Genomic DNA, 22887 nt, shown 5'->3' on the forward strand with positions numbered 1-22887 from the left:
ATCAGGATTTCCGGTAGCCGTTCGCCCGGCAAGGGTAGTGCCGCTGCCGGTCTATTCGTCGATGAACGTCATTCCGTCGAGAATGCGCACGGGCGGCAATTCGCCGGCAAAGCGCTCTACATCGACCTTTGTCAACTGCCCGGTCGAGGCCTGCGCGAGCGAAGATGTGCCAGCGTCACGAGTGAGGATATTCGGGTTGCCATGAATGCACATGGCCATCTCGGCTTGGGCATCATCGGGCTCGAACCAGGCGCCGGTGGCAAGCTGCATCACGCCAGGTTTTACATCCGCACTGATTACCGCAGCCGCCAGGCAACTGCCTCGAGCGTTGAACAGCCTGACGATATCGCGATCCGAAATGCCGCGCTCTTCCGCATCCGCCGGATTGATGCGCACCGGTTCGCGACCGTCGATCTTGGTGGAGCGGCTGAGGTCACCATAGTCCAGCTGGCTGTGAAGACGCGAGTGGGGCTGGTTGCAGACGAGATAGAGGGGATAGCGGCTCTCCGCCGACTTTGTCGTCGGATCCGGTTCAAACCAGCGCGGATGGCCCCGGCAATCGTCATAACCAAAGCTCTCGATCGCTTCAGAGAAGATCTCGATCTTGCCCGATGGCGTCGGCAGCGGATTGGCGTCCGGATCGGCCCGGAATGCGCGCGCAGGGCCGCCATCGTCATGCTTTACCGGCAATTGCAGTTCGCCTTCCTCCCAGAACGTTTCGAAATCCGGCGCCGGGTGACCAGCGGCGGCGAGTGCCGCCCGCGTTGTCTCGAAGAGGAAGGCAAGCCACTCGCGGCTCGAACGGTTCTCGGTGAATTCGCTGCGCTTGCCGAGGCGCTCTGCGATATCCGCAAAGATATCGTAGTCGTCGCGTGCTTCGCCGACCGGTTCGATCAGCTTTTTCATGGCGATCATCATCGGATCGCGGTCGGCCGCACCGATATCGTCGCGCTCGAGCGTCGTGGTCGCGGGCAGGACGATATCGGCGTGGCGTGCCGAGGACGTCCAGGCCGTTTCGTGCACGATAATCGTCTCCGGCGTCTTGAACGCCTTGCGAAGCCTGTTGAGATCCTGATGGTGATGGAACGGGTTGCCGCCGGCCCAATAGACGAGGCGGATGTCGGGATAGCGCAGAGCCTGGCCATTGTAGTGGAACGGTTCGCCCGGTTTCAGCAGCATGTCGGCGATCCGTGCGACGGGAATGAAATCCGGCACCGGATTGTGGAACTGCTTGAGCGTCGGAAGGGGAACGGCAAGCTGGCTTTTGCCGATGTTGCCGAGGGCGCCGAGCGAATAGGAAAAGCCGCCGCCATCCAAGCCCATCTGTCCGAGCATGGCCGCCAGCACGATCCCCATCCAGACAGGCTGTTCGCCGTAGTCGGCGCGCTGCAGGGAATGGCTGACGGTGATCAGCGTTCGGGCCTTCGCCATGCGCCGCGCCAGATCCACGATCGTCTCGGCAGCGATGCCGCAGATGCCGGCTGCCCATTGCGGGTTCTTCTCGACGCCATCCTCGTGTCCCAGCAGATAAGCCTCGAAGCGCGGATAGCCTGTCGTATAGCGGTCGAGAAATTCCCGGTCATGCCGCCCCTCGATGACGAGGACGAAGGCGATTGCGAGCATCAGCGCGACATCGGTTCCGGGGGTGACCGGCAGCCATTCCGCATCCAGATCTGTCGCAATATCATCCTTGAGCGGGCTTATGAGCATGAAACGCGCGCCGCGCGCATGGGCACCGTTCAGCGCCGGGCGCACCACGTGCCGGCTGATGCCGCCGCCATGGACATCGGTGTTCTTGACCGCCATGCCGCCGAAGGCAACGATCAGTTCGCTGCTGCGCTCGATCGCGTCCCAGGTAACGCTCTTTCGGTCGAAGTGATCGTAAGGACCGAGCACATGCGGAATGATGACCATCGCCGCGCCCGAACTGTAGGTATTGACCGATCTGACATATCCGCCGAGCACGTTGAGGAAACGGTGGATCTGGCTTTGGGCATGATGGAACCGCCCTGCACTGGACCAGCCGTACGAGCCGCCGAATATGGTCTGCGGTCCGGCTTCGCCGTGAACGCGGCGAAGCTCACTGGCGACAAGATCGAGCGCTTCCGGCCAGGTGACTTCGACATAACCGTCGCTCCCGCGCTTGTCGGCATTGTCGGGACGGCCTTCAAGCCATCCGCGCCTGACGGCCGGGCGCCGGATGCGGGCGGGGCTATGGGCGATTGCGGGCAGATTGCCGAGCAGCGGAGATGGGTGCGGGTCGGCGGGATGGGGGCGGATTTCGAGCACATTGCCCTGACGCCGTCCATAGAATGCGCCCCAATGAGAGCTGTGGGATTTGAAGCCGTCCATGCACCGTCTCCCGCGACAAGGGTGGAAAGATCGGCAACACTCACCCCGGCAGGATCTTGCCGGGGTTCATGATGCCTTTGGGATCGATGGCGTGTTTCAGAAGGGCCATCAGCTCGACGGCGTCTCCGTGTTCCTGACGCAGATAACCGATCTTGCCGGTGCCGACTCCGTGCTCGCCGGTCGACGTTCCGCCGACGGAGAGTGCCTGTTCCACCATCTTCTTGTTGATGGCGGCGACTTCGGCAAGCTCCGCCTTGTTCTCGGGATCCACGGCGAAGACCACATGATAGTTGCCGTCGCCGACATGGCCGAGAATGGCAGCCGGAACACTGCAGTCCTGCAGCAGTGCGCGTGTCATCAAAATGCAGCCGCTGAGTTCCGATACCGGAACGCAGACATCGGATGACCAGCCCTTGGCATTCTGTCTCTGCGAGACGACTGCGTAGAAGGCATTATGCCGGGCCTTCCAGAGGCGATTTCGCGCCTCCGGCGCATTGGCCCATTCGAAATCCCTGCCACCGTGATCCTTCACGATGGCCGCAACCAGCTCGACCTGCTCCTCAACCGAGGCAGGAGACCCGTGGAATTCGAAGGCGAGCGTGTCTTCGATCTTGAGCGAGAGGGCGGAATAGGCGTTGGCGGCGGCGATCAGGCCGCGGTCCATCAGTTCCATCCGCGCGACGGGGATGGCAAGCTGCACGATGCCGATCGCGGCGGCGACCGCCTGCTCCACGCTCTCGAACGAGCAGAGGGCCGCCGAAATGGTTTCCGGAACGCCCTGGAGCCGCAAGGTCACTTCAGTGATGATGCCGAGCGTGCCCTCCGAGCCGACGAAGAGGCGGGTGAGGTCATAGCCGGCAGACGATTTGCGCGCCCGTCCGCCGGTGCGAATGACCTGACCGGTCGGCAGCACGACGGTGAGCGACAGCACGTTCTCGCGCATGGTGCCGTAGCGAACGGCGTTGGTGCCCGATGCCCGGGTCGCCGCCATGCCGCCAATCGAGGCGTTGGCGCCCGGGTCGATCGGGAAGAACAGGCCCTGGTCGCGCAGGTGCGCGTTGAGCTGTTCGCGTGTGACGCCGGCCTGGACCGTGCAGTCGAGATCCTCGGCGCTGACACGAATGATCTGCGACATCTGCGAAAGATCGATCGACACGCCGCCGCGCACTGCGGTCAGATGCCCCTCGAGTGAGGTTCCCGCCCCAAAGGCGATGACGGGCACGCCTGCCGCGGCGCAGAGCCGGACGGCTTCGGCGACATCGTCAGTGCTTTGCGCGAATACGACTGCATCCGGGATTGCCGGCGTGTGATGGGATTCGCCGCGGCCGTGCTGCTCGCGCAGGGTCTGCGAGATCGAGAAGCGATCACCGAACTTTGCCAGCAATTGGGCCGATAGCTCAGCGGATAGGATGCCCATCTTTCACGTCCCTCTTTAGATGTTGACCATGCCAGCCGAAGTCGCGCCGTGCCGTCACGATCAGGCACGAATGCCAACTGACAGGCAGCAGGTCTCGCCAGGCGAGCTCTCAGACGGCGATCTTGTCACCGTTCAGGTGGCGCTCGAGGAATGGCAGGCTATCCTGCCCCCAGTAGAGTTCGTCTTCGTAACGAAACGTCGGTAGGCCGAAGACGCCGGCGGTCTTGGCGCTTTCGATGTTGGATCTCCAGATCGACTGGGTAGCCTCGGCTTGGGCGCGTTCTTCCAGCTTTGTCCCATCGTTCCCTACCGAATTCGCGATCGCCTGGCGCACCTCGCTCCGGCCGATATCCGCCGCGTCCGTCCAGAATGTCGTCTGCAGGGCGCGCGTGAGCTCGAGCCAATCCAAGCCGGCCTCGTTGGCCGCGATGACCATGAATCCGGCGGGCGTGGGATCGGACAGGGCCGCGCGATTATCGAAGTTCAGCGTCTTGCTGCGCAGGACTGCCCAGCGCTTCAGGTCCTTCGTCCAATAGACGCGCCGCGCTTCCGGCCGGTTGCGGGAATAGATCCCGCCGTTGTCCTCGATCACCGAGATGAGATGTGGTCGGATCGACGCTCCGTGTCTCAGTGCAAGTTCCGAAAAAGCATCAAGGCCAATGAAGGACCAGGGTGAACCGATGCCGAAGAAATAGTCTATTACCTTTGTCATACTCTGCCTTTTTCCGCGGTCTTGATCGAAGAAATTGCGGCGTCGAATACGAAAAGAGCGCAGTCCCTGGCGGTCAGCACAGCCTGGGGATCGCGCCCGACTGCAACTGTCGCCAGCGCGCCCTCGTAAAGAAGGGAAAGATGGACGGCCGGCTGGGCCATCTCGGCACCCGCCCTTTCCATCAGCGCGAGAAACATCTGGCTGACGGCCGCCTTGTGGGCACGCGCGACGGTAACAACGCTTTCTGAATCGCCGTGCTCGGCTACTGCCAGAGCGAACGCACATCCGCGAAATTCGGGGCTGTCCGCCTTGTCATGCAACCGCTCGAAAATGAGATTGAGCTGATCCCGCGGGCGGGGGACTTCGTTCAGAACCTCTTCCAGAGAGCGGATGACCCGCTCGTGACGGTCCTGGAGATAGGCCGCCACAAGATGATCCTTGGACGGGAAATGCCGATAAAGCGTTGCCTTGGCAACCTTGGTTTCTTCGATGATGCGGTCGATGCCGACAGCGCGGATGCCTTCGCGGTAGAAAAGTGCGCCGGCAGACGCGAGGATGTGATCTGAAATGGAAGCTTTCATTGATCTGCTTGCGGAGCCTTCTCGAAACAGCGCGCTCTGACATGCGAGTGCAGCAAGACAGGTTTCTATGCGTGCCAGTGGGTGAGAGAAAGACAGGTCATTTCGCTTGGACGCGTCGTTGGGAATATTTTTTGCTCTGACGCATCTGGAAGACCTTTGGGCCTGGGACCCATACCTGGATCTGAAGTCGGGCTGCCGGGACGCCTCGATCACAGGTCCGGCCGCGTCAGCCTTCCTTCCCGCCAATCACACGGTGTTGGCTCATAACAAAAGCGGCTTCCTGTTTTGGTCGGCGCTACGACCGATAAGGTGTGGGAAGGGAACCGGTCGGCGACTCAAGCAAGTTGATGGCCTGCAGCAATGATTGAGATACAGGTCGGCCAGACCTGCATCTCATTTCGTTTCTCACTGGAAGGAGTAGTCAGCGGGCACCATCTGCGTTTCTATGGCGAAAGTGACGACGTCACCGAGTTCGGGGATTGCAAAATCCAGTCCCCATTCGCTGCGGCGGATCCTGCCGGTCGCCGAGAAGCCGATCTTCGGGACGCCCATCATCGGGTGCTCGGCCATCGAACCGTTGAAGGTGACGTCGAGCGTTGCCGGGTGTGTCTCACCGCGGAAGGTGAGGAGGCCTTCGACGGTGCCGGTTTTCTCGCCCGTAACGTGGATCGTCCTGGAAACGAAGGTGATCGGCTTGGCTGCCAGGAAGGTCTCCTCTCCGCCGATTTCCGCATCAAAATCGACCTTTGCTGGCCAGGGATAGTCGGTGCGGACCGAAAGCGGATCGATTGTGACCGAGAGTGTGGAGGTTTCCGGCCTTTCCGGCTTCCAGTCGAGCCGCGCATCGACCTTGGTGAAACGTGCGGTGTAGTGCGACAGGCCGGAATGGTCGAACGACCAGTTGAAACTCGAATGCGAGGGGTCGGTTTTATAGACCCCGCCCGGCGCCGGATGGGTGGCGGCCGCAAGGGCGAGGGTCGTGCTCAAGGCAAGAGCAAGGGCGAATGCAGTTGTGCGAAGCATGAGTGTTTCCTTGACTGTGAAATAATGGTGCCGGTTCAGGCGGCCTTGTCGCGGCTTATGGCCTGAAGGCGCTCCCAGACGTTTCCGGGCCGGGGAATGTCGAGGTCGAATACGGTCTCGAACGTGTCGGCAAGATGGTCGGCACTCGTGATGCGCTCCTCGCTGAGGCTGTTTGCCGTCACGCGGCGCAGACGGTCGTTCTGGAGGGCGACATAGCCGTCCGCCGTATGCCGCATGACCGCGAGCGCATTGGTGAACGGGGAGCCGGGATCCTGCATCAGCCAGCCATGCGTTGCGATCATCGCAGCTTCGTCGCTGTGGTCGGGCCGGAAATCGAAACTTTTCGCGATGCCATGCACATGGTTGTTGAAGCGTAGCCAGCCGCCGTCCGCCGGCATGATCGAGAAGTCGAAACCGCGCTGGCTGATCGGCCCGGCAGTAAGCGGTACCGGCTCGATTATGGCGTCCGCCACGCCGACTTCGGCGAGATAGGTACGGTCGAGGTCGACACGCAGCGTCAGATGATTGCCGATGGCGATGTCGCCGAGCTTTTCCCGATCGACACCGCCGCAAAGGCGGGTCACACGGAAGCCGAATGCTGCAAGCGCGGCGCCGAAGAGGCCGTTCATCTCGTAGCACCAGCCGCCGCGCCGCCTCTCGACCATCTTGGCGAAGGCCGCAGCCGGGGTGATCGCGGAGGGCCATCCCATGAAGGCGTCCAGCGCCTCCCATGTAAAGCTCATGAGATGGGCGCGGTGCAGCTGCGACAGGCTGCGGATGTCGAGCCGCGATGGCCGCTCGACCCCGATCCGGGCCAGATAGGCATCGAGTTGCGTGGCTGTCAGGGTCATCCCGTTTTCGTTCGAAGGTACATGTGTCATTCTTCGGTCTCCTTTCATCTCTCTTTCTCAAGGTCCGGATTGCATCGGTCGTCGATACTTGCGCTCTTGCGTTGGGACGCAGAAATCCAGGCCCCGCTCCGGCATGCGGGGCGGGGGTGCTGATGTCTTTCGCCTGGTGCGAGGCCGCCGAAGACGGGCAGATGATGATTATCCAGGCCGCCTAGCCGGTACGGCGCTTCTATAGCGCACCGTGAAAACCGGCGTTCCTAAATGAATGTGCAAACCGTGTTGAATATCCTAAAAGTTTGCTAAGACCGTGGACAAGCAGTAGGGGAACGGCAGTGAGGCTCGACGACAGGCTCCTCGATTTTTTCAATCGGCCGCTGATGTGCATTATCGCGGTCGCCGACGAGACCCGCCGGCCCTCTGCAGGACGCGGTGTCGGCTTTCATCTCCTGGAGGACGGCGAGACAATCGACGTCATTTTTTCCGCCTGGCAGTGGCCGCGACTTGAGCCCTGCGTGCGGCAGACCGGGCGGATCGCCGTCACCTTCGTCAGCCCCTCGGACTATGTGAGCTTCCAGCTGAAGGGCACCGCCACGATGCGGGACACGGAAACGCCTGACCTCGATCGCGCTGACCGTTTCATGACCGCGGCGACGGACGAACTCGAATCCCTCGGTGTGCCCCGGCGCCTCATCGCGCCATGGCTGACGGCGCGCGACGCGCGGGTCGCCCGGCTTGCGATCAGCGAGATCTATATCCAGACACCTGGGCCGCTCGCCGGCATGCTGGCAGGCGAGCAATCTGCTGCGAAATCCTGATGAACCTGCGGCTTTCCGATCTCTCCGCCTGCTTCGAGGGTGTCATCCCCTCCATCATCGCCACGGCCTCTGCCGATGGCATGCCGAACATATCCTATCTCTCCCATGTTATGCGGGTCGATGAGGAGCATGTTGCGCTTTCCAACCAGTTCTTCGCCAAGACGGCGGCAAATGTGCGCGCCAATCCCAAGATCACGCTGATCCTCGTCGACGGGTTCACCGGCGATCAGTTCCTGCTCGACATCGGCTTTGTGCGTTCTGTCGATGGCGGCGCGCTGTTTGACAAGATAGCCCGGCAGCTCAAGGCGAGCAGTGCACAGGTCGGCATGTCGGATGTCATGCGGCTCAGGAGCGCCGATGTTTTCCGGGTATACGGGATCGAAAAGGTCCTCTCGCCGGTGGAGACCGCGCCGGCCATGGCCACCCGTCCGCCCGTCCGCCTCCCCGCCCTCTCGGAGGCGATCAAGGTGATCGAGCAGCAGGCGGAGGCCGATGAGATCATCGACAGCCTGCTCGGCGGCGTCCAGAGCGTTCTTGGATACGGCAATGCGCTCGTGCTCATCCGCGACAACCATCGCGGCTGCCTGATCACCACCGGCAGCATCGGCTACGAGCGCTCGGGCCTCGGATCCGAAGTCGCTGGCAGCGAGGGATTGATCGGCGCTGCGACAACAAGCGGTCAGACGATCAAGGTCAGCGACATGAGCCGCGTGCGCCGTTTCGGCGAAGCGATTGGCCTGGAGGCGGAAGGGGCTGAAAATACTTCACGCACCGTCGCGTTCCCACAATTGCCGACGGCTATGAGCCAGATTGCCGTTCCCATGACCGCCGGCGGCACGGTGATGGGCGTGCTCTTCATCGAGAGCGCGGAGAGGCTCGCTTTCCGTGAAGAGGATGAGGCTGCGCTCGAAATTCTGGCGGGACAGGCTGCCAGTGCCCTCAGGGCCAGCGAACGGGAAGCGGCCGCCGCCGAATTGAGACCGGCGGTCCGCATGCCCGAGCCTGTTGTCTCGGGGCAAGAAGTCCGCGTCGTCCATCACCGCTTCGACGACAGCGTGTTTGTCGACGGCACCTACATAGTGAAGGGCGTAGCCGGCGCCCTGCTACGTCTGATGCTCGAATGGCATTTGAGTGACGGCAGGAGCGAATTCACCAACCGGGAAATGCGGCTCGCGGCCGGTCCCCGCATGCCGGAGATTAAGGACAATCTGGAAACCCGGCTCCTGCTGTTGCGTCGACGCCTCGAAGAGAAGCAGGCGCGCATGCGCCTCGTCCGCGCCGGTAGAGGCCGCGTCCGGATGGAGGCGGAAGGACCTCTCATCCTCGACGCGACCGTAGGCGATTACCGCTGAGCTGAGGAATTTTGGCGTTGACCGACCTCTCAGGCGTCTCCGGCCCGCAGCAAAGCATTCGCGGTGGCCCGGAATTCGACTTACTTTGTGGAGGTGACGCCCTGCGGCAATGTATACTGATCCGCACGGGCTGCATAAGTCATGCCCGTCCTCAGCGCCCAGACCGGAACCTCGAAATGGATCGGCAGGATGCCAAAATCGGCAAGCACAATGTCGTCGGCCTTCTGCAACAGTTCGCTGCGAGCCTTGTCGTCCAGTGCCTGGGATGCCTGCGCAAGAAGCTGGTCTACTGCCTTGTTGGAGTACCGACCTCCGTTGCCCGTTCCGCTGCCGGTCGCCGGATCACGCGTTGCAACCTGGGCCAGCAGTGTCGTGGCCACTTCGCCGGTCGAATTGCCCCAGGCGGCGAGGTAGGCGCTGTATTGGAAAGTATCGCGGTTCTTGAAGAACACCGGCGAAGCGGCTGCGGCAACCTCTGTTTTAACGCCTACGCGCGTCCACATGGCCGCAATCGTCTGTGCGACCCGCACGTCGTTGACGTAGCGGCCATTCGGCGTGCCGAGCGTGATCTCGAAACCATTTGGGTATCCGGCTTCGGCCAGCAGCTTCTTGGCTTTCGCGGCATCGGCAGCCGGTGCGTTGGCGCGTGCCGGAACCGCACCGAACATCGTTGGTGTGACAAGGTCGCCAGCCGCCACCGCAACGCCGCCCATCACGCGATCGACGACGGCGGAGCGGTCGATTGACAGTGACAGCGCTTCGCGAACGCGCTTGTCCTTCAAGGGGTTCTTGTCGCCCGTGCCCTTGATGCCGGGGCTGGGCTCGCCATGCTGGTCCAGCGCGATATAGACAATTCGGCTTGCCGGAGCCTGGGATACTGAAAGTTTGGGGTTGCTCTTGAACTGCTCCAGATCGGTGGTCGGCGGGTCTTCCATGACGTCGATATCGCCGGAGAGGAGTGCCGCGGCGCGAGCTGCGGCATTGGTCATCGGACGATAGGTCACCTTGTCCCATTCGGGAGCCTTGCCCCAATAAAACGGATTGCGCTCCAGAACCAGGTCGGCGCCCTTCTGCCACGAGACGAACTTGAACGGGCCTGTGCCGACGAGGCCTTCGCCGCGATTCAGCTCCACCGTGGTCTTGCCTTCGGGAGCAGGGCCAGACGCTGCCGCTTTCGACATGATCGGGATGTTGGCGATGTCGGTGATCAGAAGCGGGTAGGACTGTTTGGTGGCGATACGCACGGTATGCGCATCCACCGCTTCGACCTTGACAATCTGGCGCGTAAACAGTGTGAACGCCGTGGGGCTATTCGGCACCTTGGAAACACGCTCGAAGGTGAAGACGACGTCATCGGCAGTCAGGGCCGAGCCATCGGAAAACTTGGCATCCTTGCGCAGGCTGAATTCCCACACGGTATCGCTGACGGTTCTCCAGCTTTCGGCAAGCCCCGGCTGTGCCGAAAGCTTCTCGTTCATCATTACCAACGGTTCGAAAATGGCAAACGCTACCTGCATGTTGGTGGCAAGAACGTGGAACTGCGGATCGAGCGACGATGGCTCGGACTTCACGCCGATCTTCAGGTCTGCGGCTGATACCGACGCCATGCTCATCATCAGCGAGACAGCTGATATAACCAGTTTGACTTTCGGAAAATTCTTCATCTCACGCTCCGTTTATGCCTTCGTTGTTTTTTGCTTGAAGGCGTTCCCTTTTTTGAGAGGATCATCAAACGGTCTTGAAAGTGCAACGAACTAAAACGACGCTTATCATGAATAATAGTTATATTGAGCGCCTCTGCTTCCGTGATTATCCCCCATCCTGGAGCTGCTGCGCCTCTGCAATGTAGGCGATCTCGCGTGTTGCCTACGGCACAGGCGGTAGTCGAACTTTCAACAAAGCATAATCATCGGTTATTCATAGCCGCGCGGGAAGGGACAAAGATGTCTCGATTGCGGGCCATCGGGGTGTCAGGTCGAGAGACCATGGAGGGCGGCTGGCCGAATATGGCAAACTCGTTCCCGTGTAGGCTCAAGGCTCGGAAGACGAACTTGACGCCCTGCGTGGCGCAAGGCGTGTCATTCTTGAGATCGGCGCGGTTACGCGCCTGCCGCAAATACCGTCACATGGCTGTTTATGCTAGGGATTCAGGTGCTTGCGCATCGAGCCAGTCGGCGACAACACCCGCCACGCCTTCGCAGTTCTGTTCCAGCATCATGAAGTGACCGTTGCCGTGGATACCCAGTTCCTCAAGGCGGATGAAATGGTGATCAACACCTGCCTGGGACAGATAGTTCGACGTGCCGTGATCGTAGACCGAATGGTACGAGCATTCGGACGTGAGCAACAGGATGGGCATCGTGAAACGGCTCAATTGGCGAGGGGGGCCGACTTGAAGTCGACATGCGGCATATCGGTGGGGATCGGCGGATGGATGGAGGTCATGCGCCAACTCGCTCGACGACTGCACGGATGGGGCATATTCCAGAGGTAACGCGGTCAAGCCATAGGGCCGCACAAGCTGGGTTTCCTCGAAGCCGTGTTCACCGGCGGGGAAGTCGATGTCGAAGAACGGCGGCCCTGACGGCTCGATTGCGACCACCGCCTTGACCGCCTCCGGCCGGTCGTTGGCAATTCCCCACCCGATCGGCCCCGCCTGGGAGTGGCAGAGCAAAATGCACTCACCGATTTTATCGACAAGATTGATGCCGGCGGATCTGCCAAGTGCCTCGTTCAATGTGCGATCGGCTATTCCATCCGTCTGAGAGGCATAGAAATGTTCGAACACCGGATCTCCGGGCTGCCCGTTCCCCACCCACTGGCTGTGTTGCGCGGCCTGAGGGTAAAGCATTGCTTTCGAAGGGGCGGTGAAATAATCGCAGACAATGTCTACGCTTGGACGCGAGCGGACGAAATCGTCCAGGGAAGGCGCGTAAGCGGACCGTCCCCGTCCGATCTGATCGACGACATATACAGGGTAGCCGCGCCTGAGGAAAAAGCTGGCCCAACCCTCTCGTCCATCCGGCGTTTCCAGGAAATTGACGCCCGTCTGCCAGGCGCCGTGAATGATCACGAGCGGTAGCTTGCGGCCGCCCTCGGTTTCGGGAATTTGATAAAAGACAGCCATTGAGCCGGAAACCGTACGACCCTTCGAAGGTTGATAGCTGCCTTCAACGAAGAAATGTCCTTGCCTCGCGACTTTGAGCGTCATGGCTTTCCATCTGATCTTGCCGCTGTGATGATAGCGGCCATCGCCACCCCATCATCCATCTCCTCGTGTGAAGATCACGGAACCGGTCACCAGGATGACGGCGGGCGCACGAGACGGCAAGAAACTAAACGGCGCCTTTCATGAAAAGTAGTTATATCCGGCCCGGACAATCCGCAGCAGCCTCATCCTGTTTGCACTGGCCACCGCACCACAAGAAGGCCCTCGCGCTCACGGGAGATCGGGCGTTTTCACATCGTCATAGCCGCTCGCGATCCCCTCCATGAGTGTCCCGAATGCAGCCTTCAGCGGCTCCAGACCGACCTTTTCGGGCAGCAGCAGGCCGTCGATCGACAACATGGTCATTCCATGAAGAAGCGACCAGCACGCCGTTGCGTGATCGCGAACCGGCCGTTGGCGGAATACACCGTCGGACTGGCCGCGGGCCAGGACATCCATGACCGTATCGAACACGCTGATCGCATTTTCACCGAGATGGACGTCGCACTGGTTGCGGCTCTCTGCGCCAAACATCAGGCTATAAAGGGCGGGATTGTCGATGCCGAAATCGACATAGGCGCGCGCCATGGGCAGCAGCGCCTCGCGTGGCTCCCCTCCTGCACCGGACTGCGCCTCTATCAATGTTGTGCGTAACTGATCGAACCCGATCATCGCCAGCTCCGTCAGCAACGCGGCCTTGTCGGGAAAGTGCTTGTACGGCGCCGCGTGGCTCACGCCGGCGCGTCGCGCGATTTCCCGCAATGTGAACTGCCAGTTCCGCTCCTCTCGCATCACCTCCAAAGCCGTGTCGACAAGCGCGCGGCGAAGGTCGCCGTGATGGTAGGGTCGTTCCGGTGGGGTTTTCTGCACGTTGAAGTTTCCCATGTAAACATATGTTGACAGCGCTTACTCTTGCGCGTAGACAGGCGTCATGTTTCTTCTGTCTACATGGACTCCGTTATGAACGCCATCACAAAAAATGCCGATGCAGAAAATCTCGCGTCGCTCCTCGATGCACAGCGCGCCGCATTCCTGCGCGACGGTTCACCCTCACTCGCCCGTCGTCGCGCCGATCTCGCGAAACTTAAAAAGGCTCTGATCGACCGTCGTTCGGCGATCGAGGCAGCCGTTGATTCCGACTTTGGCCATCGTTCCCGGCACGAGACGGCGATCATGGAGATTTTTGGCCTTGTCGGCGGGATCGACTATCTTCGTCGAAACCTGCGCCGGTTCATGCGGCCGGAGCGGCGCCATGTTCCCATCCACATGCAGTTCGGCAAGGCATGGATCGAATATCAGCCCCTTGGCGTCGTCGGGGTCATCGCACCATGGAACTATCCCGTGACGCTTGCCCTTATGCCGGTCGCCACCGCGATCGCCGCAGGCAACCGGGTCCTGCTCAAGCCGTCCGAACTGACCCCTTCGACCAGCGCCCTGCTGGCGGAGATACTGGGAGACATTTTCCCGAAGGATCAAGTAGCCGTCGTTCAAGGCGACGCGTCCGTTGCGGCAGCGTTCTCCGCGCTACCGTTCGACCATCTCCTGTTCACCGGGAGCACACAGGTCGGACGTGCCGTCATGAAGGCGGCGAGCGACAACCTTGTCCCGGTAACGCTGGAGCTCGGGGGCAAATCGCCGGTCATCGTTGAGAAAGGCCACTCGCTGAAGCAGGCAGCATCCGAGATCGCATTCGGTAAACTTCTCAACGCCGGTCAGACCTGCATCGCACCGGACTATGCGATGGTCCACGAAAGCGATCTCGATGCGTTCGTTCAGGCCTATCAGGCAAGCTCCGCTGCCTTGTATCCCGATAGTGCATCGGGTGCAGACTACACCTCGATCATCAACGAGCGTCATTACGGCAGACTGGAAGGACTGATCGAGGATGCGCGCGCGCATGGCGCGAAAATCGTCGATATCGGTGTCGGGCCCGATCGCGCGGCCGACCGCCCGCATACGCTAGCCCCTGTGGTATTGCTGGGCATGACGGACCAAATGCGCATCGCGCGGGAAGAGATTTTCGGACCGATCCTGCCGGTCATCACCTATCGCACGATTGATGAGGCCATCGCATATGTCAACGCGCGGCCGCGGCCGCTGGCGCTCTACTATTTCGGATCCGGCGGCACGGACCAGCGCAAAGTGCTGACCGGCACGACTTCCGGCAACGTCACGATAAACGGCACCATCATGCATGTCGCGCAGGACGATCTACCGTTCGGCGGCGTCGGTGCGAGCGGCATCGGGGCCTATCACGGCATCGAAGGCTTCAAGCGTCTTAGCCATGCAAAGGGTATCTATGCCCAGCGCCGGTGGAACGTCGTCAAACTTTTCCGCGCGCCATTCGGCAAGCTGGTCGACCGCGTTCTGAATGTCATGCTGCGCTGACACGCAGAGTTCCGCGGGCATGACGCTGGCTCGCTGCTCAGATCTCATTGAAAGGAAAACAGATGCAAGACACCGCTGGCACGACAACAAAAATCTCGACTGTTGAAAAGTCGGAAGGCATCCGAACAAACCGGGCCCTGATCACAGGCGCATCAAGCGGCCTTGGGCTCGAATTTGCCGAGCTGCTTGCGGCGCAGAAGGTCGATCTCGTGCTCGCAGCCCGGAGACGGGATCCGATGGAAAAGCTCGCGGCCGAGCTTCGCCGGAAACATGGCGTCGATATCCATGTCGAGCCAATCGACCTTGCCGCGCCTGGAGCCGCTGCCCGTTTGAAAAGCAGCCTGGACGAGAGGTCGCTACAGATCGACATTCTGGTGAACAATGCCGGCTACGGCTTGCACGGCGAATTCCTGGAAACACCGATCGAGCGCACGAGTGATATGCTTCAGCTCAATATCACCGCGCTCACCGAGCTGAGCTATGTGTTCGGGCGGGACATGGCAGCTAGGGGATCCGGGCAGATCCTTCTCATTGCGAGTCTCCTGGGGCTCCAGCCCGTTCCAACCTTTGCGGCTTACGCAGCGACGAAGTCTTATGTGCTGGCCTTTGGAGAAGCCCTGCACGACGAACTTCGTCCGAAAGGTGTGGTCGTCACCAGTCTTTGCCCAGGGCACACCGAAACCGGCTTCGATGCAGCAGCCGACGCTCCCGTCTCGCCTATGCTGCGCCTTCTGACGATGAAGCCCCGTCCTGTCGCCGAAAGCGGTCTGCGAGCGTTGTCACAAGGCAAGGCGTCGGTGGTTGCCGGGTTCATGAACAACATCATTGCATTTTCAAATCGCCTGACACCACGTTCGATGCAGAGGGCGACCATGAAAAGAATTCTCGGGTGACAGAGTTCGGCATCAGTTGCCCTGTCCTGGCGCAGCTGGACCGCCCGGCCCAGACGAAAAAACGAACCATGCTCTGCCGCCTTCTTTCTTGGGCAGATAAAGCGCTTTGCCCGCGCCTCAACAAGCTCGGAAGGCGACGGTCACCGGACAGAGGCTTACGATCAACTGCAAAACGGCAGCCATGCCCCCGCCCGTGCCGCCAGAACGGCTACGGAAATCGCAGATGCGCTGTGAAAGCGCATCCTCGATTTCCGCCAGTTTCCAAGCGCATCCCGGATGGGCCTCAACGTTTTCTCAGCTTTTGCGCGGCTCCTCGGGAACGAGGCTTTCCAGGTTCATGCCAAGCGCATCGCCGAGCTTTTTCATGGTCGGCAGGCTCACGGCCATGTCGAGGATGGAGCTGACGGTCTGGTCGACGGGGGAGGGCATGCGTTCGCCGGCTTCGCCTGAGCGGCCAAGGCCGGTGATGTGGTTGATTGAGATGCCCCTGATCTTCTCGGCCGGCTTGACCATCTCGCCGATGATAGCGGGCAGGGCGGCGAGCCGCGTCTTTTCCATCTCCATGGCCGCCAGTTCCGGCGAGCGGGTGTTTTCTGCCGCAATCCGGGCGGCCTCGCCGTCGGCCTCGGCCTTCTTCTGGATGCGCAGCGTGTCGGCCTCCTCCCGGCGGATCACGCCGCGGGTCTTGGCGGCGATCTGGTCGCTTTCGGAGGTGATGCGCACGCGGGTCGCCTGCGCTTCCGCATCCTGTTCGGCGGCCAGCAGCGCCAGCCGCTTGCGGCGCTCGGCCTCCGCCACCTGGCGCACCGTCTCGAGATTTTCCTCCGCGGTGATCACGGCCGCGCGCGCGTCCGCCGCCTCCGCCTTGGCCTGGCTTTCCTCCTGGCTTTTTGCCGAAATCAGGATGGAGCGATCCTGCTCGGCGATTTCCAGCGCCTGGGCCTGGTTGATCTCAGCCTCGCGGATGATCTGTTCGCGGGCGATGGAGGCGGACTGGATGGCGCGTTCCATGCCGATACGGGCTTCGGCGGCCGCGGTCTCGGCCTCCGCCTTGCGGCGGGCGACTTCCGTCAGTTGCTGTGCCAGCAGCAGTTCGATCTCCTGGGTCTGCTGAATCTCGGCGCGACGCTGTTCCAGCTCGATTTCCAGCTTGCGGCGGTTTGAATCCACCTCGGCGCGGCGCACGCTGACCTGGCTCTCGCCCTCGATCTCCGCCCGCTCCTTCTTTGACTTGGCGATGACCTCGGCGAGCTTGCGCATGCCCACGGCGTTGAAGGCGTTGTTTTCGTCGAGAGCCGAGAACGGCGTCTGGTCGAACGACGTCAGCGAGACGCTGTCCAGCTGCAGGCCGTATTTTGAAAGAGTGCCCGACAGGGCTTCATGCACCTGTCGCACGAACTCCCCGCGGTTTTCATGCAGTTCGTCCATGGTCATCTGGGCTGCGACGGCGCGCAATGCATCCACCATCATGCCGTCGATGAGGGATTTGAGTTGATCGGCCTGGAAGGTGCGCCGGCCCAGCGTCTGCGAGGCCCGCACCACCGCGGCTTTCTCCGGAACGACCGATGTGTAGAACTCGGCGCCGACATCGATGCGCATGCGGTCCTTGGTGATCAGGGCACTGTCGCCGGTACGCGACACGTCCATGCGGATGGTCTGCATGTTGACGCGTCCCACCTCGTGAAAATAGGGGATCGCCAGCGTGCCGCCGTCGATCACCACCTTGCGGCCGCCGATGCCGGTGCGCACGAGGCTCACCTCATTGGTGGCCCGCTGGTAGAACAGGGCGGCCAGCACGATCAGGATGGCCGCAAGAATGAGTAGGATGATGATCCAGCCCAGAGCGCTCATGGTAAAAGTCCTTTCGGTGCCGGTCAGAACTGCGGCGGGAAGTGGCGGCCGCCGCGATCCAGCGTGATCCAGCGAAGCTCGGTGAAGGCGTCGAGCGACCAGCGCCCGCCATATCGTCCGACGCCGCTGGCCTTGGTGCCGCCGAAGGGCACATGCGGCTCGTCGTTGATATTCTGGCAGTTGATGTGGCAGATGCCGGTTTCCAGCCGCTCGGCCAGCCGCAGGGCCCGCGCCTCGTCCCTCGACCAGACCGCGGCGGTTAGCCCGTATTCCGTATCGTTGTTGAGCGATGCCGCCTCGCCATCGTCGCGGAACGGGCAGACCACGACCACCGGACCGAAGGTCTCGTCGTGCCAGATGTTCATGGAACTGTTGACATTCGTGAGCACGGTCGGCTCGACGAAATTCTCCCAGGCGCGGCCGCCCAGCTCCACCCTGGCGCCCTTGGCCACGGCGTCGTCGATCAGTGCCTTGACGCGGAGCGCCTGGCGGGTGTTGACCAGCGGGCCGATGACATTGGAGGGATCATTGGTATGGCCGGTCTTGAGCTTGCGGGCGCGCGCCAGGAAGCGTTCCATGAACGGCTCGTAGATCTTCTCGTGTACCAGCAGCTTCTCCGTCGACATGCAGACCTGACCCTGGTGCATGAAGCTGCCGAAATTGGCGGCCCGCGCGGCGGCATCCAGGTCGGCATCCTCCAGCAGGATCATCGAATCCTTGCCGCCGAGCTCGACGCAGACCTTCTTGAGATAGGCGCCGCATTTGGCGGCGATCTGGCGGCCGACGGCGGTGGAGCCGGTGAAGCTGATCGCCTTGACCTTGGAATTGCCGATCATCTCGTCGCCGACGGCGCCCACGCTCTCGCGCGAGCAGGTGACGACATTAAAGACGCCCGCCGGAACGCCGGCCTCTTCCAGGATTTCGGCGAAGTAGAGGCCGCCGGAATAGGGCGTGTCTTCCGAGGGCTTCAGCACGATCGTATTGCCGACGGCAAGGGCTGCGGCAAAGCCGCGCGAGGTCAGGATGCCCGGCATGTTCCAGGGGCTGATGACGCCGACGACGCCGAGCGGGAAGCGGGTGGCCATCATGAACTTGTGGTGTTCGGAGGGCAGCACGTCGCCGATCGACTGGTAGCAGAGCGCGGCCGCAGACCGGAATACCTCCGCCACATAGCCTGCCTCGAACATGCCCTTGCCCTTCCAGCCGCCGCCTTCGGCCATGGCCGCGGCACAGAAGTCGGCCTTGCGCTGATCCCAGACGTCGGCGATCTTCAACAGCAGATGCGCGCGTTCGTGAAAGGCGCGGCCCGCCCAGTCGCCGAAGGCCGCCTGGGCGGCATCGATCGCGCGGCGCATATCGGCAGCGGAGCCATCGGGAATACGCGCATAGACCGTGTTGTCGGAAGGGTTGAGATCCTCGAAGGTGCGGGCGGCGGGCACCCATTGGCCGCCGATGAACATGCCCCTGACGGAGGGCGTGGGGGACGTGACGACATCAAGCATAATGCAATCTCCTCAGTTGCGGTTGGGATCATGGCGCCACGCCCGGGCACGGGCAGCGGCGTCCTCGATCTCTTTCAGGACGGATTTCAGTCGATCCTGGCTGTTGCCCATGGTGAGCGAGGGCATGGCCGGGAGGGATGGCGGCGGAGCGGTGACGCGTCCGCGTGGTGGTGTCGAGGGCATGGTCATGCCGTGTTCGGCGCGGCTTGCGCGGCTGGCTTCCGCGATGATGTCATTGAGCGACAGGCCGCCGAGCAGGGCGTCCGCGGCACCGCGCATAGCGGGCGGCGATGCGACCGGACGAGGGGGTGATGCAGGCCCTACTGTCGTGGCCTGCCCCTCATCCGGCTGCCGCGACCTTCTCCCCGCGAGCGGGGAGAAGGTATCTGCCGCGGCGTTTCCATTCCCCCTCGCCCCGCTTGCGGGGAGAGGGTCGCCGAGCGCAGCGGAGGCGGGATGAGGGGCTGCGCCCCCCCCGCGCATTGGAACGGCGGGCAGGGCGGCAAGCGCTGCGGCTGCGATATCGGCGGGCGATGCCCCCGTGGTCCGGGGAGGAACATAGGTGGGAGCAGGAGATGGGGTCGGCATCGACCCAGGCGCCGCAGCTGGCGTGGTCGCCCGCCCGCCCGGCCGTTGACCTGATGCCGACGCCTTGCCGCCACCCAGATAGGCGGCCTGCACGGCGGGATCGTTGCGGAGGTCCTGTGCCCGGCCCTCATGGATGATGTGGCCATTCTCCAGCAGATAGCCGCGGTCGGCGATGGCGAGGCTCTGCTTGGCATTCTGCTCCACGAGCAGGATGCCGATGCCGGTGTCGCGCACCACCTTCAACGCCTGGAACAGTTCCTTGCAAAGCAGGGGAGAAAGACCGAGCGAGGGCTCGTCCAGCGTCAACAGAGCGGGGTTCGACATCATCGCGCGGCCGATCGCCACCATCTGCTGTTCGCCGCCGGACATGGTCCGCACGATCTGCTTGCTGCGCTCGTGCAGCTTGGGAAAGAGCCGCAGCACGCGCTCCAGGTTGCCGGCCTCTTCGTCGCGGGCGCGGGGCGCATGCGCACCCAGCCGCAGGTTTTCGGCAACCGACAGGTCGGCGAAGACACCTCGGCCTTCCGGCACGAGAGCGATGCCTTCGTCGACGATCCTGTTGGCGGCAAGCCCCAGTATGTCGCGACCCTGCATGGTGATCGCGCCGGTCGCGCGTCCCTCGCAGATGCCGGAGACGGCCTTGAGCAGGGTGGATTTGCCGGCGCCGTTGGCGCCCAGGATGACCACGATCTCGCCGCGGCCAACCTTGAGCGATGCGCCTTCCAGCGCACGGTGCTGGCCGTAGGAGACAGACAGTCCCTTCACCTCAAGCATCGTCGTCGTCTCCCAGATAGGCGCGGATCACGGCGGCGTCGGACAGGACTTCGGCGGGTGTTCCCTCGGCGATCTTGGTGCCGGCGGCCATGACGACGCAGCGGTCGCAGAGCGAACGGATCGCATCCATTACATGCTCGACGAGGATGACCGTCCGGCCTTCGTCGCGCAGGCCGCGGATCAGACGGATTCCCTCCTCGAGTTCGGTCGGATTGAGACCGGCAAGCCATTCGTCCAGCAGTACGACGCCCGGCTCTCCGGCAAGCACGCGGGCGAGTTCCACGCGCTTGGTGTCGATATATGTCAGTTGCCCCACCATCATATGGCCGCGGCCGGCCAGCCCCACCTTTTCCAGCATGGCCTCTGCGACCGCATCCGCCTCATGGCCCCAATGGCGGCGATGGCCGAAGACAGCGCCAGCCTTCACGTTCTGCAGCACGGTCATGGAGGGCAGCAGACGCACCAGCTGGAAGGTGCGGGCGACGCCGCGCCGTGCGATATCCTGTGCGGCCAGATGCGTGATCGGTTGTCCCCGCAGGCTGATCGCCCCCGAGGTGACGGGAAAAGCGCCGGAAATCAGGTTCAGCGTGGTCGATTTTCCCGAACCGTTCGGCCCGATCAGGCCGAGCACCTGATGTTCGGTCACGTCGAAATCCATGCGGTTGACGGCCACCAGACCGCCGAAGCGCTTGGTAACGCCGCGAAGGGATAAAAGTGCAGTCATACATAGCCCTCCGCCGATCGCATTCTCTTGTTTGCCAGATCGATCAGCCCGACAAAGCCCTTGGGCAGCAGGTAGACGATGACGAGGAAACAGACGCCGAGAAGCAGGGTGGTCTGGTTGGGGAATGAGACCGAGATCGCCTCCCACAGGAAGGTGAAGGGGATGACACCGACGAGCGGCCCCCACAGCCGGCCGGTTCCGCCGAGCAGCGCCATGATCACCACCTGGAAGGACAGCATCGGCGAAAAGGCGAGCGACGGTTCGATATAGACATAGCGCGGAGCGAGCACGGCGCCGGTAATGGCGGCCACCGCACCCGGGACCATGAACAGCAGGATCTTGGCCCGCGCCGTGTCGATGCCCGAATGGCGGGCCACGGCCTCGTCGTCGCCGATGATCCTGAGCGCAAAGCCCAGCCGCGAGCGGCCGATCAGCCAGCCCAGCAGCCAGACCAGGGCGGCAAGCCCCAGCAGCTGCCAGTAGATGTGCATCTCACCGATCGAGGTCAGCACGTAGATGCCCTTGGTGCCGGAAATGTTCTGGCTCCAGGTGATGATCTGGCGTACGAACTCGGCCAGGCCCAGCGTGAAGATCACGAAGTAGACGCCCGACAGGCGCAGCGTCGCCAGGCCGACAAGAGCGGCCATCACGGCACCGGCGACGCCGGCGATCGGCAGCAATGTCCAGTAGGGCAGATATTGGATGCCGATGCCGGTCACATAGGTTCCCACCCCGAAAAACGCGGCACTGGCGAGCGAAATGTAATGGGTCGGCCCGGAAAACAGCGCCCAGCTGGTGGCCAGCACCGTGTACATGGCAATCGTGACGCCGATGCTCAGGCCATAGGCGCCTGCCGTCCAGGGCAGGCAGGCCGCAATGGCAAGCGCTATGGCGCACAGCGACAGGTTGCCCCAGTCGCGGGAGGAAAGAGCGCTCATGTGGTCGGCCTCCCGAACAGGCCCTGAGGGCGAAACAGCAGGATCACGACGAACAGCAGGTAGGCGGCAGCCAAAGTCAGGCCAGGATCGACCAGCCGGGCGACGAAGGTTTCCAGCAGACCGAGCAGCAGGGCCGCAACGATCGTGCCACGCACGTCGCCCACGCCGCCCATGATGACGATCACCAGCGCCTTCAGCGTGAAAATCACGCCCGTCGAGGCATCGAGTGTGAGGAAAGTCGAGATCAGCGCGCCGCCCGTGGCGGTGACCGCGCCGCCGAGCGCAAAGGCCAGCGCTGCCGTACGCCGGACATCGATGCCGACCAGCCGCGCGCTTTCCGGGGCAACCGAGATGGCGCGGATCGTCATGCCGGCCCGGCTGCGGTTGAGCCACAGCCACAGCAGGCCGCAGATCACGACAGCGGCCAGAAACGCCGCGACACGATTGGCGCCGTAGGTATCGCCCAGGATATGGACGGGCTCCGAAAGATAGGAATAGCTGAAATAGTCGCCGCCGAAAAAGGCCAGCATCAGGCCGACGGCCACGAAGGACAGACCGAAGGTCGTGAGGATGGAATCGACCTCCAGCTGGCCGCGCGATTTGGCGCGCTTTACCAGCGGGCGCAGGAAAATCAGATAGATCAGCCAGTTCAGCAGAAAGGCGACCGGTGCCACGACGAACACGGTCAGCAGCGGGCTGATCTGGCTTCCGGTCCAGAACCAGAAGGCGACGAACCCGCCGGCCACCAGCATTTCGCCGTTGGCGAGGTTCATGATGCGGGCCATGCCGTATTGGAGGTTCAGGCCCATGGCGATCAGCGCATAGGTTCCGCCCAGCAGTAGCCCTGTTATGAGTATGTCCATGCCATTCCCCGGCTTGAAAGATGCCCCGGGATCCGCTTGCGGATCCCGGGAATGC

Annotated in this window: 19 protein-coding genes; 4 read left to right on the forward strand and 15 right to left on the reverse strand. The window is 62.4% G+C overall.

Going from position 1 to position 22887, the window contains the following annotated elements:
- Positions 1 to 51 precede the first annotated feature (51 nt).
- The 6 genes from ACZ9EJ_RS22360 to ACZ9EJ_RS22385 form a co-directional block, all read right to left on the reverse strand.
- Positions 52 to 2352: a molybdopterin guanine dinucleotide-containing S/N-oxide reductase gene (locus tag ACZ9EJ_RS22360; protein ID WP_046640565.1), complete on the reverse strand. Its 2301-nt coding sequence runs from the start codon at positions 2350 to 2352 to the stop codon at positions 52 to 54.
- 40 nt (positions 2353 to 2392) lie between these two features.
- Complete coding sequence (locus ACZ9EJ_RS22365) at positions 2393 to 3769, reverse strand: FAD-binding oxidoreductase (RefSeq protein ID WP_046633067.1); 1377 nt, start codon at positions 3767 to 3769, stop codon at positions 2393 to 2395.
- 109 nt (positions 3770 to 3878) lie between these two features.
- Complete coding sequence (locus tag ACZ9EJ_RS22370) at positions 3879 to 4481, reverse strand: DsbA family protein (protein ID WP_476099862.1); 603 nt, start codon at positions 4479 to 4481, stop codon at positions 3879 to 3881.
- A complete protein-coding gene (locus ACZ9EJ_RS22375) occupies positions 4478 to 5062 on the reverse strand; it encodes a TetR/AcrR family transcriptional regulator (protein WP_046633070.1) in 585 nt (194 codons plus the stop codon). The genes ACZ9EJ_RS22370 and ACZ9EJ_RS22375 overlap by 4 nt, the downstream gene beginning before the upstream one ends.
- A gap of 405 nt (positions 5063 to 5467) precedes the next feature.
- Positions 5468 to 6085 carry a YceI family protein gene (locus tag ACZ9EJ_RS22380; RefSeq protein ID WP_046633073.1) on the reverse strand — a complete coding sequence of 206 codons (618 nt, stop codon included), beginning with the start codon at positions 6083 to 6085 and terminating at the stop codon, positions 5468 to 5470.
- 35 nt (positions 6086 to 6120) lie between these two features.
- A complete protein-coding gene (locus ACZ9EJ_RS22385) occupies positions 6121 to 6966 on the reverse strand; it encodes an arylamine N-acetyltransferase family protein (RefSeq protein ID WP_046633075.1) in 846 nt (281 codons plus the stop codon).
- Between the two features lie 302 nt (positions 6967 to 7268).
- Here ACZ9EJ_RS22385 and ACZ9EJ_RS22390 point away from each other — a divergent pair, with 302 nt between their 5' ends.
- Both ACZ9EJ_RS22390 and ACZ9EJ_RS22395 read left to right on the forward strand, forming a co-directional pair.
- On the forward strand, positions 7269 to 7751 hold the full coding sequence (locus ACZ9EJ_RS22390; RefSeq protein ID WP_080954183.1) for a pyridoxamine 5'-phosphate oxidase family protein: 483 nt from the start codon (positions 7269 to 7271) through the stop codon (positions 7749 to 7751).
- On the forward strand, positions 7751 to 9103 hold the full coding sequence (locus ACZ9EJ_RS22395; protein ID WP_046633077.1) for a GAF domain-containing protein: 1353 nt from the start codon (positions 7751 to 7753) through the stop codon (positions 9101 to 9103). The genes ACZ9EJ_RS22390 and ACZ9EJ_RS22395 overlap by 1 nt, the downstream gene beginning before the upstream one ends.
- An 80-nt stretch (positions 9104 to 9183) precedes the next feature.
- Here the strand turns inward: ACZ9EJ_RS22395 and ACZ9EJ_RS22400 are convergent, their stop codons facing one another.
- The 3 genes from ACZ9EJ_RS22400 to ACZ9EJ_RS22410 all read right to left on the reverse strand — a co-directional run bounded on the left by ACZ9EJ_RS22400 (position 9184) and on the right by ACZ9EJ_RS22410 (position 13196).
- Positions 9184 to 10767, reverse strand: coding sequence for an ABC transporter substrate-binding protein (locus ACZ9EJ_RS22400; protein WP_476099865.1), 1584 nt, complete (start codon positions 10765 to 10767; stop codon positions 9184 to 9186).
- 470 nt (positions 10768 to 11237) lie between these two features.
- A complete protein-coding gene (locus ACZ9EJ_RS22405; RefSeq protein ID WP_052754154.1) occupies positions 11238 to 12314 on the reverse strand; it encodes an alpha/beta hydrolase in 1077 nt (358 codons plus the stop codon).
- 228 nt (positions 12315 to 12542) lie between these two features.
- Entirely contained in the window at positions 12543 to 13196 is a 654-nt protein-coding gene (locus ACZ9EJ_RS22410; RefSeq protein WP_046633080.1) for a TetR/AcrR family transcriptional regulator, read from the reverse strand.
- A 75-nt stretch (positions 13197 to 13271) separates the two neighbouring features.
- On the opposite strand from ACZ9EJ_RS22410, the gene ACZ9EJ_RS22415 reads away from it, so the two are divergent.
- Positions 13272 to 14699: a coniferyl aldehyde dehydrogenase gene (locus tag ACZ9EJ_RS22415; RefSeq protein WP_046633082.1), complete on the forward strand. Its 1428-nt coding sequence runs from the start codon at positions 13272 to 13274 to the stop codon at positions 14697 to 14699.
- Between the two features lie 62 nt (positions 14700 to 14761).
- Positions 14762 to 15592: an SDR family NAD(P)-dependent oxidoreductase gene (locus ACZ9EJ_RS22420; RefSeq protein WP_046633084.1), complete on the forward strand. Its 831-nt coding sequence runs from the start codon at positions 14762 to 14764 to the stop codon at positions 15590 to 15592.
- A gap of 294 nt (positions 15593 to 15886) precedes the next feature.
- Here ACZ9EJ_RS22420 and ACZ9EJ_RS22425 read toward each other — a convergent pair whose 3' ends face one another.
- From ACZ9EJ_RS22425 to ACZ9EJ_RS22450, 6 genes are read right to left on the reverse strand one after another with little or no spacing between them, the layout of a single operon-like run.
- A complete protein-coding gene (locus tag ACZ9EJ_RS22425) occupies positions 15887 to 17443 on the reverse strand; it encodes a flotillin family protein (RefSeq protein WP_046633086.1) in 1557 nt (518 codons plus the stop codon).
- A 23-nt stretch (positions 17444 to 17466) separates the two neighbouring features.
- Entirely contained in the window at positions 17467 to 18945 is a 1479-nt protein-coding gene (locus ACZ9EJ_RS22430) for an aldehyde dehydrogenase family protein (protein ID WP_046633088.1), read from the reverse strand.
- A gap of 12 nt (positions 18946 to 18957) precedes the next feature.
- Positions 18958 to 20307: an ABC transporter ATP-binding protein gene (locus ACZ9EJ_RS22435; RefSeq protein ID WP_046633090.1), complete on the reverse strand. Its 1350-nt coding sequence runs from the start codon at positions 20305 to 20307 to the stop codon at positions 18958 to 18960.
- Entirely contained in the window at positions 20300 to 21031 is a 732-nt protein-coding gene (locus ACZ9EJ_RS22440) for an ABC transporter ATP-binding protein (protein WP_046606564.1), read from the reverse strand. Before ACZ9EJ_RS22440 ends, ACZ9EJ_RS22435 begins: the two co-directional genes overlap by 8 nt.
- Positions 21028 to 21969: a branched-chain amino acid ABC transporter permease gene (locus ACZ9EJ_RS22445; protein ID WP_046640566.1), complete on the reverse strand. Its 942-nt coding sequence runs from the start codon at positions 21967 to 21969 to the stop codon at positions 21028 to 21030. The genes ACZ9EJ_RS22440 and ACZ9EJ_RS22445 overlap by 4 nt, the downstream gene beginning before the upstream one ends.
- Positions 21966 to 22832: a branched-chain amino acid ABC transporter permease gene (locus tag ACZ9EJ_RS22450; protein ID WP_046633094.1), complete on the reverse strand. Its 867-nt coding sequence runs from the start codon at positions 22830 to 22832 to the stop codon at positions 21966 to 21968. The genes ACZ9EJ_RS22445 and ACZ9EJ_RS22450 overlap by 4 nt, the downstream gene beginning before the upstream one ends.
- Between the last annotated feature and the right edge of the window lie 55 nt (positions 22833 to 22887).

The sequence above is a fragment of the Neorhizobium sp. USDA 3394 genome (assembly GCF_056280385.1).

Bases quoted from the DNA above. Each gene is read 5' to 3' on its own strand.
- ACZ9EJ_RS22375 (WP_046633070.1), bottom strand. From the start codon at position 5,062: ATGAAAGCTTCCATTTCAGATCACATCCTCGCGTCTGCCGGCGCACTT.
- ACZ9EJ_RS22370 (WP_476099862.1), bottom strand. From the start codon at position 4,481: ATGACAAAGGTAATAGACTATTTCTTCGGCATCGGTTCACCCTGGTCC.
- ACZ9EJ_RS22445 (WP_046640566.1), bottom strand. From the start codon at position 21,969: ATGAGCGCTCTTTCCTCCCGCGACTGGGGCAACCTGTCGCTGTGCGCC.
- ACZ9EJ_RS22395 (WP_046633077.1), top strand. From the start codon at position 7,751: ATGAACCTGCGGCTTTCCGATCTCTCCGCCTGCTTCGAGGGTGTCATC.
- ACZ9EJ_RS22450 (WP_046633094.1), bottom strand. From the start codon at position 22,832: ATGGACATACTCATAACAGGGCTACTGCTGGGCGGAACCTATGCGCTG.
- ACZ9EJ_RS22360 (WP_046640565.1), bottom strand. From the start codon at position 2,352: ATGGACGGCTTCAAATCCCACAGCTCTCATTGGGGCGCATTCTATGGA.
- ACZ9EJ_RS22405 (WP_052754154.1), bottom strand. From the start codon at position 12,314: ATGACGCTCAAAGTCGCGAGGCAAGGACATTTCTTCGTTGAAGGCAGC.
- ACZ9EJ_RS22440 (WP_046606564.1), bottom strand. From the start codon at position 21,031: ATGACTGCACTTTTATCCCTTCGCGGCGTTACCAAGCGCTTCGGCGGT.
- ACZ9EJ_RS22385 (WP_046633075.1), bottom strand. From the start codon at position 6,966: ATGACACATGTACCTTCGAACGAAAACGGGATGACCCTGACAGCCACG.
- ACZ9EJ_RS22415 (WP_046633082.1), top strand. From the start codon at position 13,272: ATGAACGCCATCACAAAAAATGCCGATGCAGAAAATCTCGCGTCGCTC.
- ACZ9EJ_RS22400 (WP_476099865.1), bottom strand. From the start codon at position 10,767: ATGAAGAATTTTCCGAAAGTCAAACTGGTTATATCAGCTGTCTCGCTG.
- ACZ9EJ_RS22425 (WP_046633086.1), bottom strand. From the start codon at position 17,443: ATGAGCGCTCTGGGCTGGATCATCATCCTACTCATTCTTGCGGCCATC.
- ACZ9EJ_RS22430 (WP_046633088.1), bottom strand. From the start codon at position 18,945: ATGCTTGATGTCGTCACGTCCCCCACGCCCTCCGTCAGGGGCATGTTC.
- ACZ9EJ_RS22380 (WP_046633073.1), bottom strand. From the start codon at position 6,085: ATGCTTCGCACAACTGCATTCGCCCTTGCTCTTGCCTTGAGCACGACC.
- ACZ9EJ_RS22410 (WP_046633080.1), bottom strand. From the start codon at position 13,196: ATGGGAAACTTCAACGTGCAGAAAACCCCACCGGAACGACCCTACCAT.
- ACZ9EJ_RS22435 (WP_046633090.1), bottom strand. From the start codon at position 20,307: ATGCTTGAGGTGAAGGGACTGTCTGTCTCCTACGGCCAGCACCGTGCG.
- ACZ9EJ_RS22420 (WP_046633084.1), top strand. From the start codon at position 14,762: ATGCAAGACACCGCTGGCACGACAACAAAAATCTCGACTGTTGAAAAG.
- ACZ9EJ_RS22365 (WP_046633067.1), bottom strand. From the start codon at position 3,769: ATGGGCATCCTATCCGCTGAGCTATCGGCCCAATTGCTGGCAAAGTTC.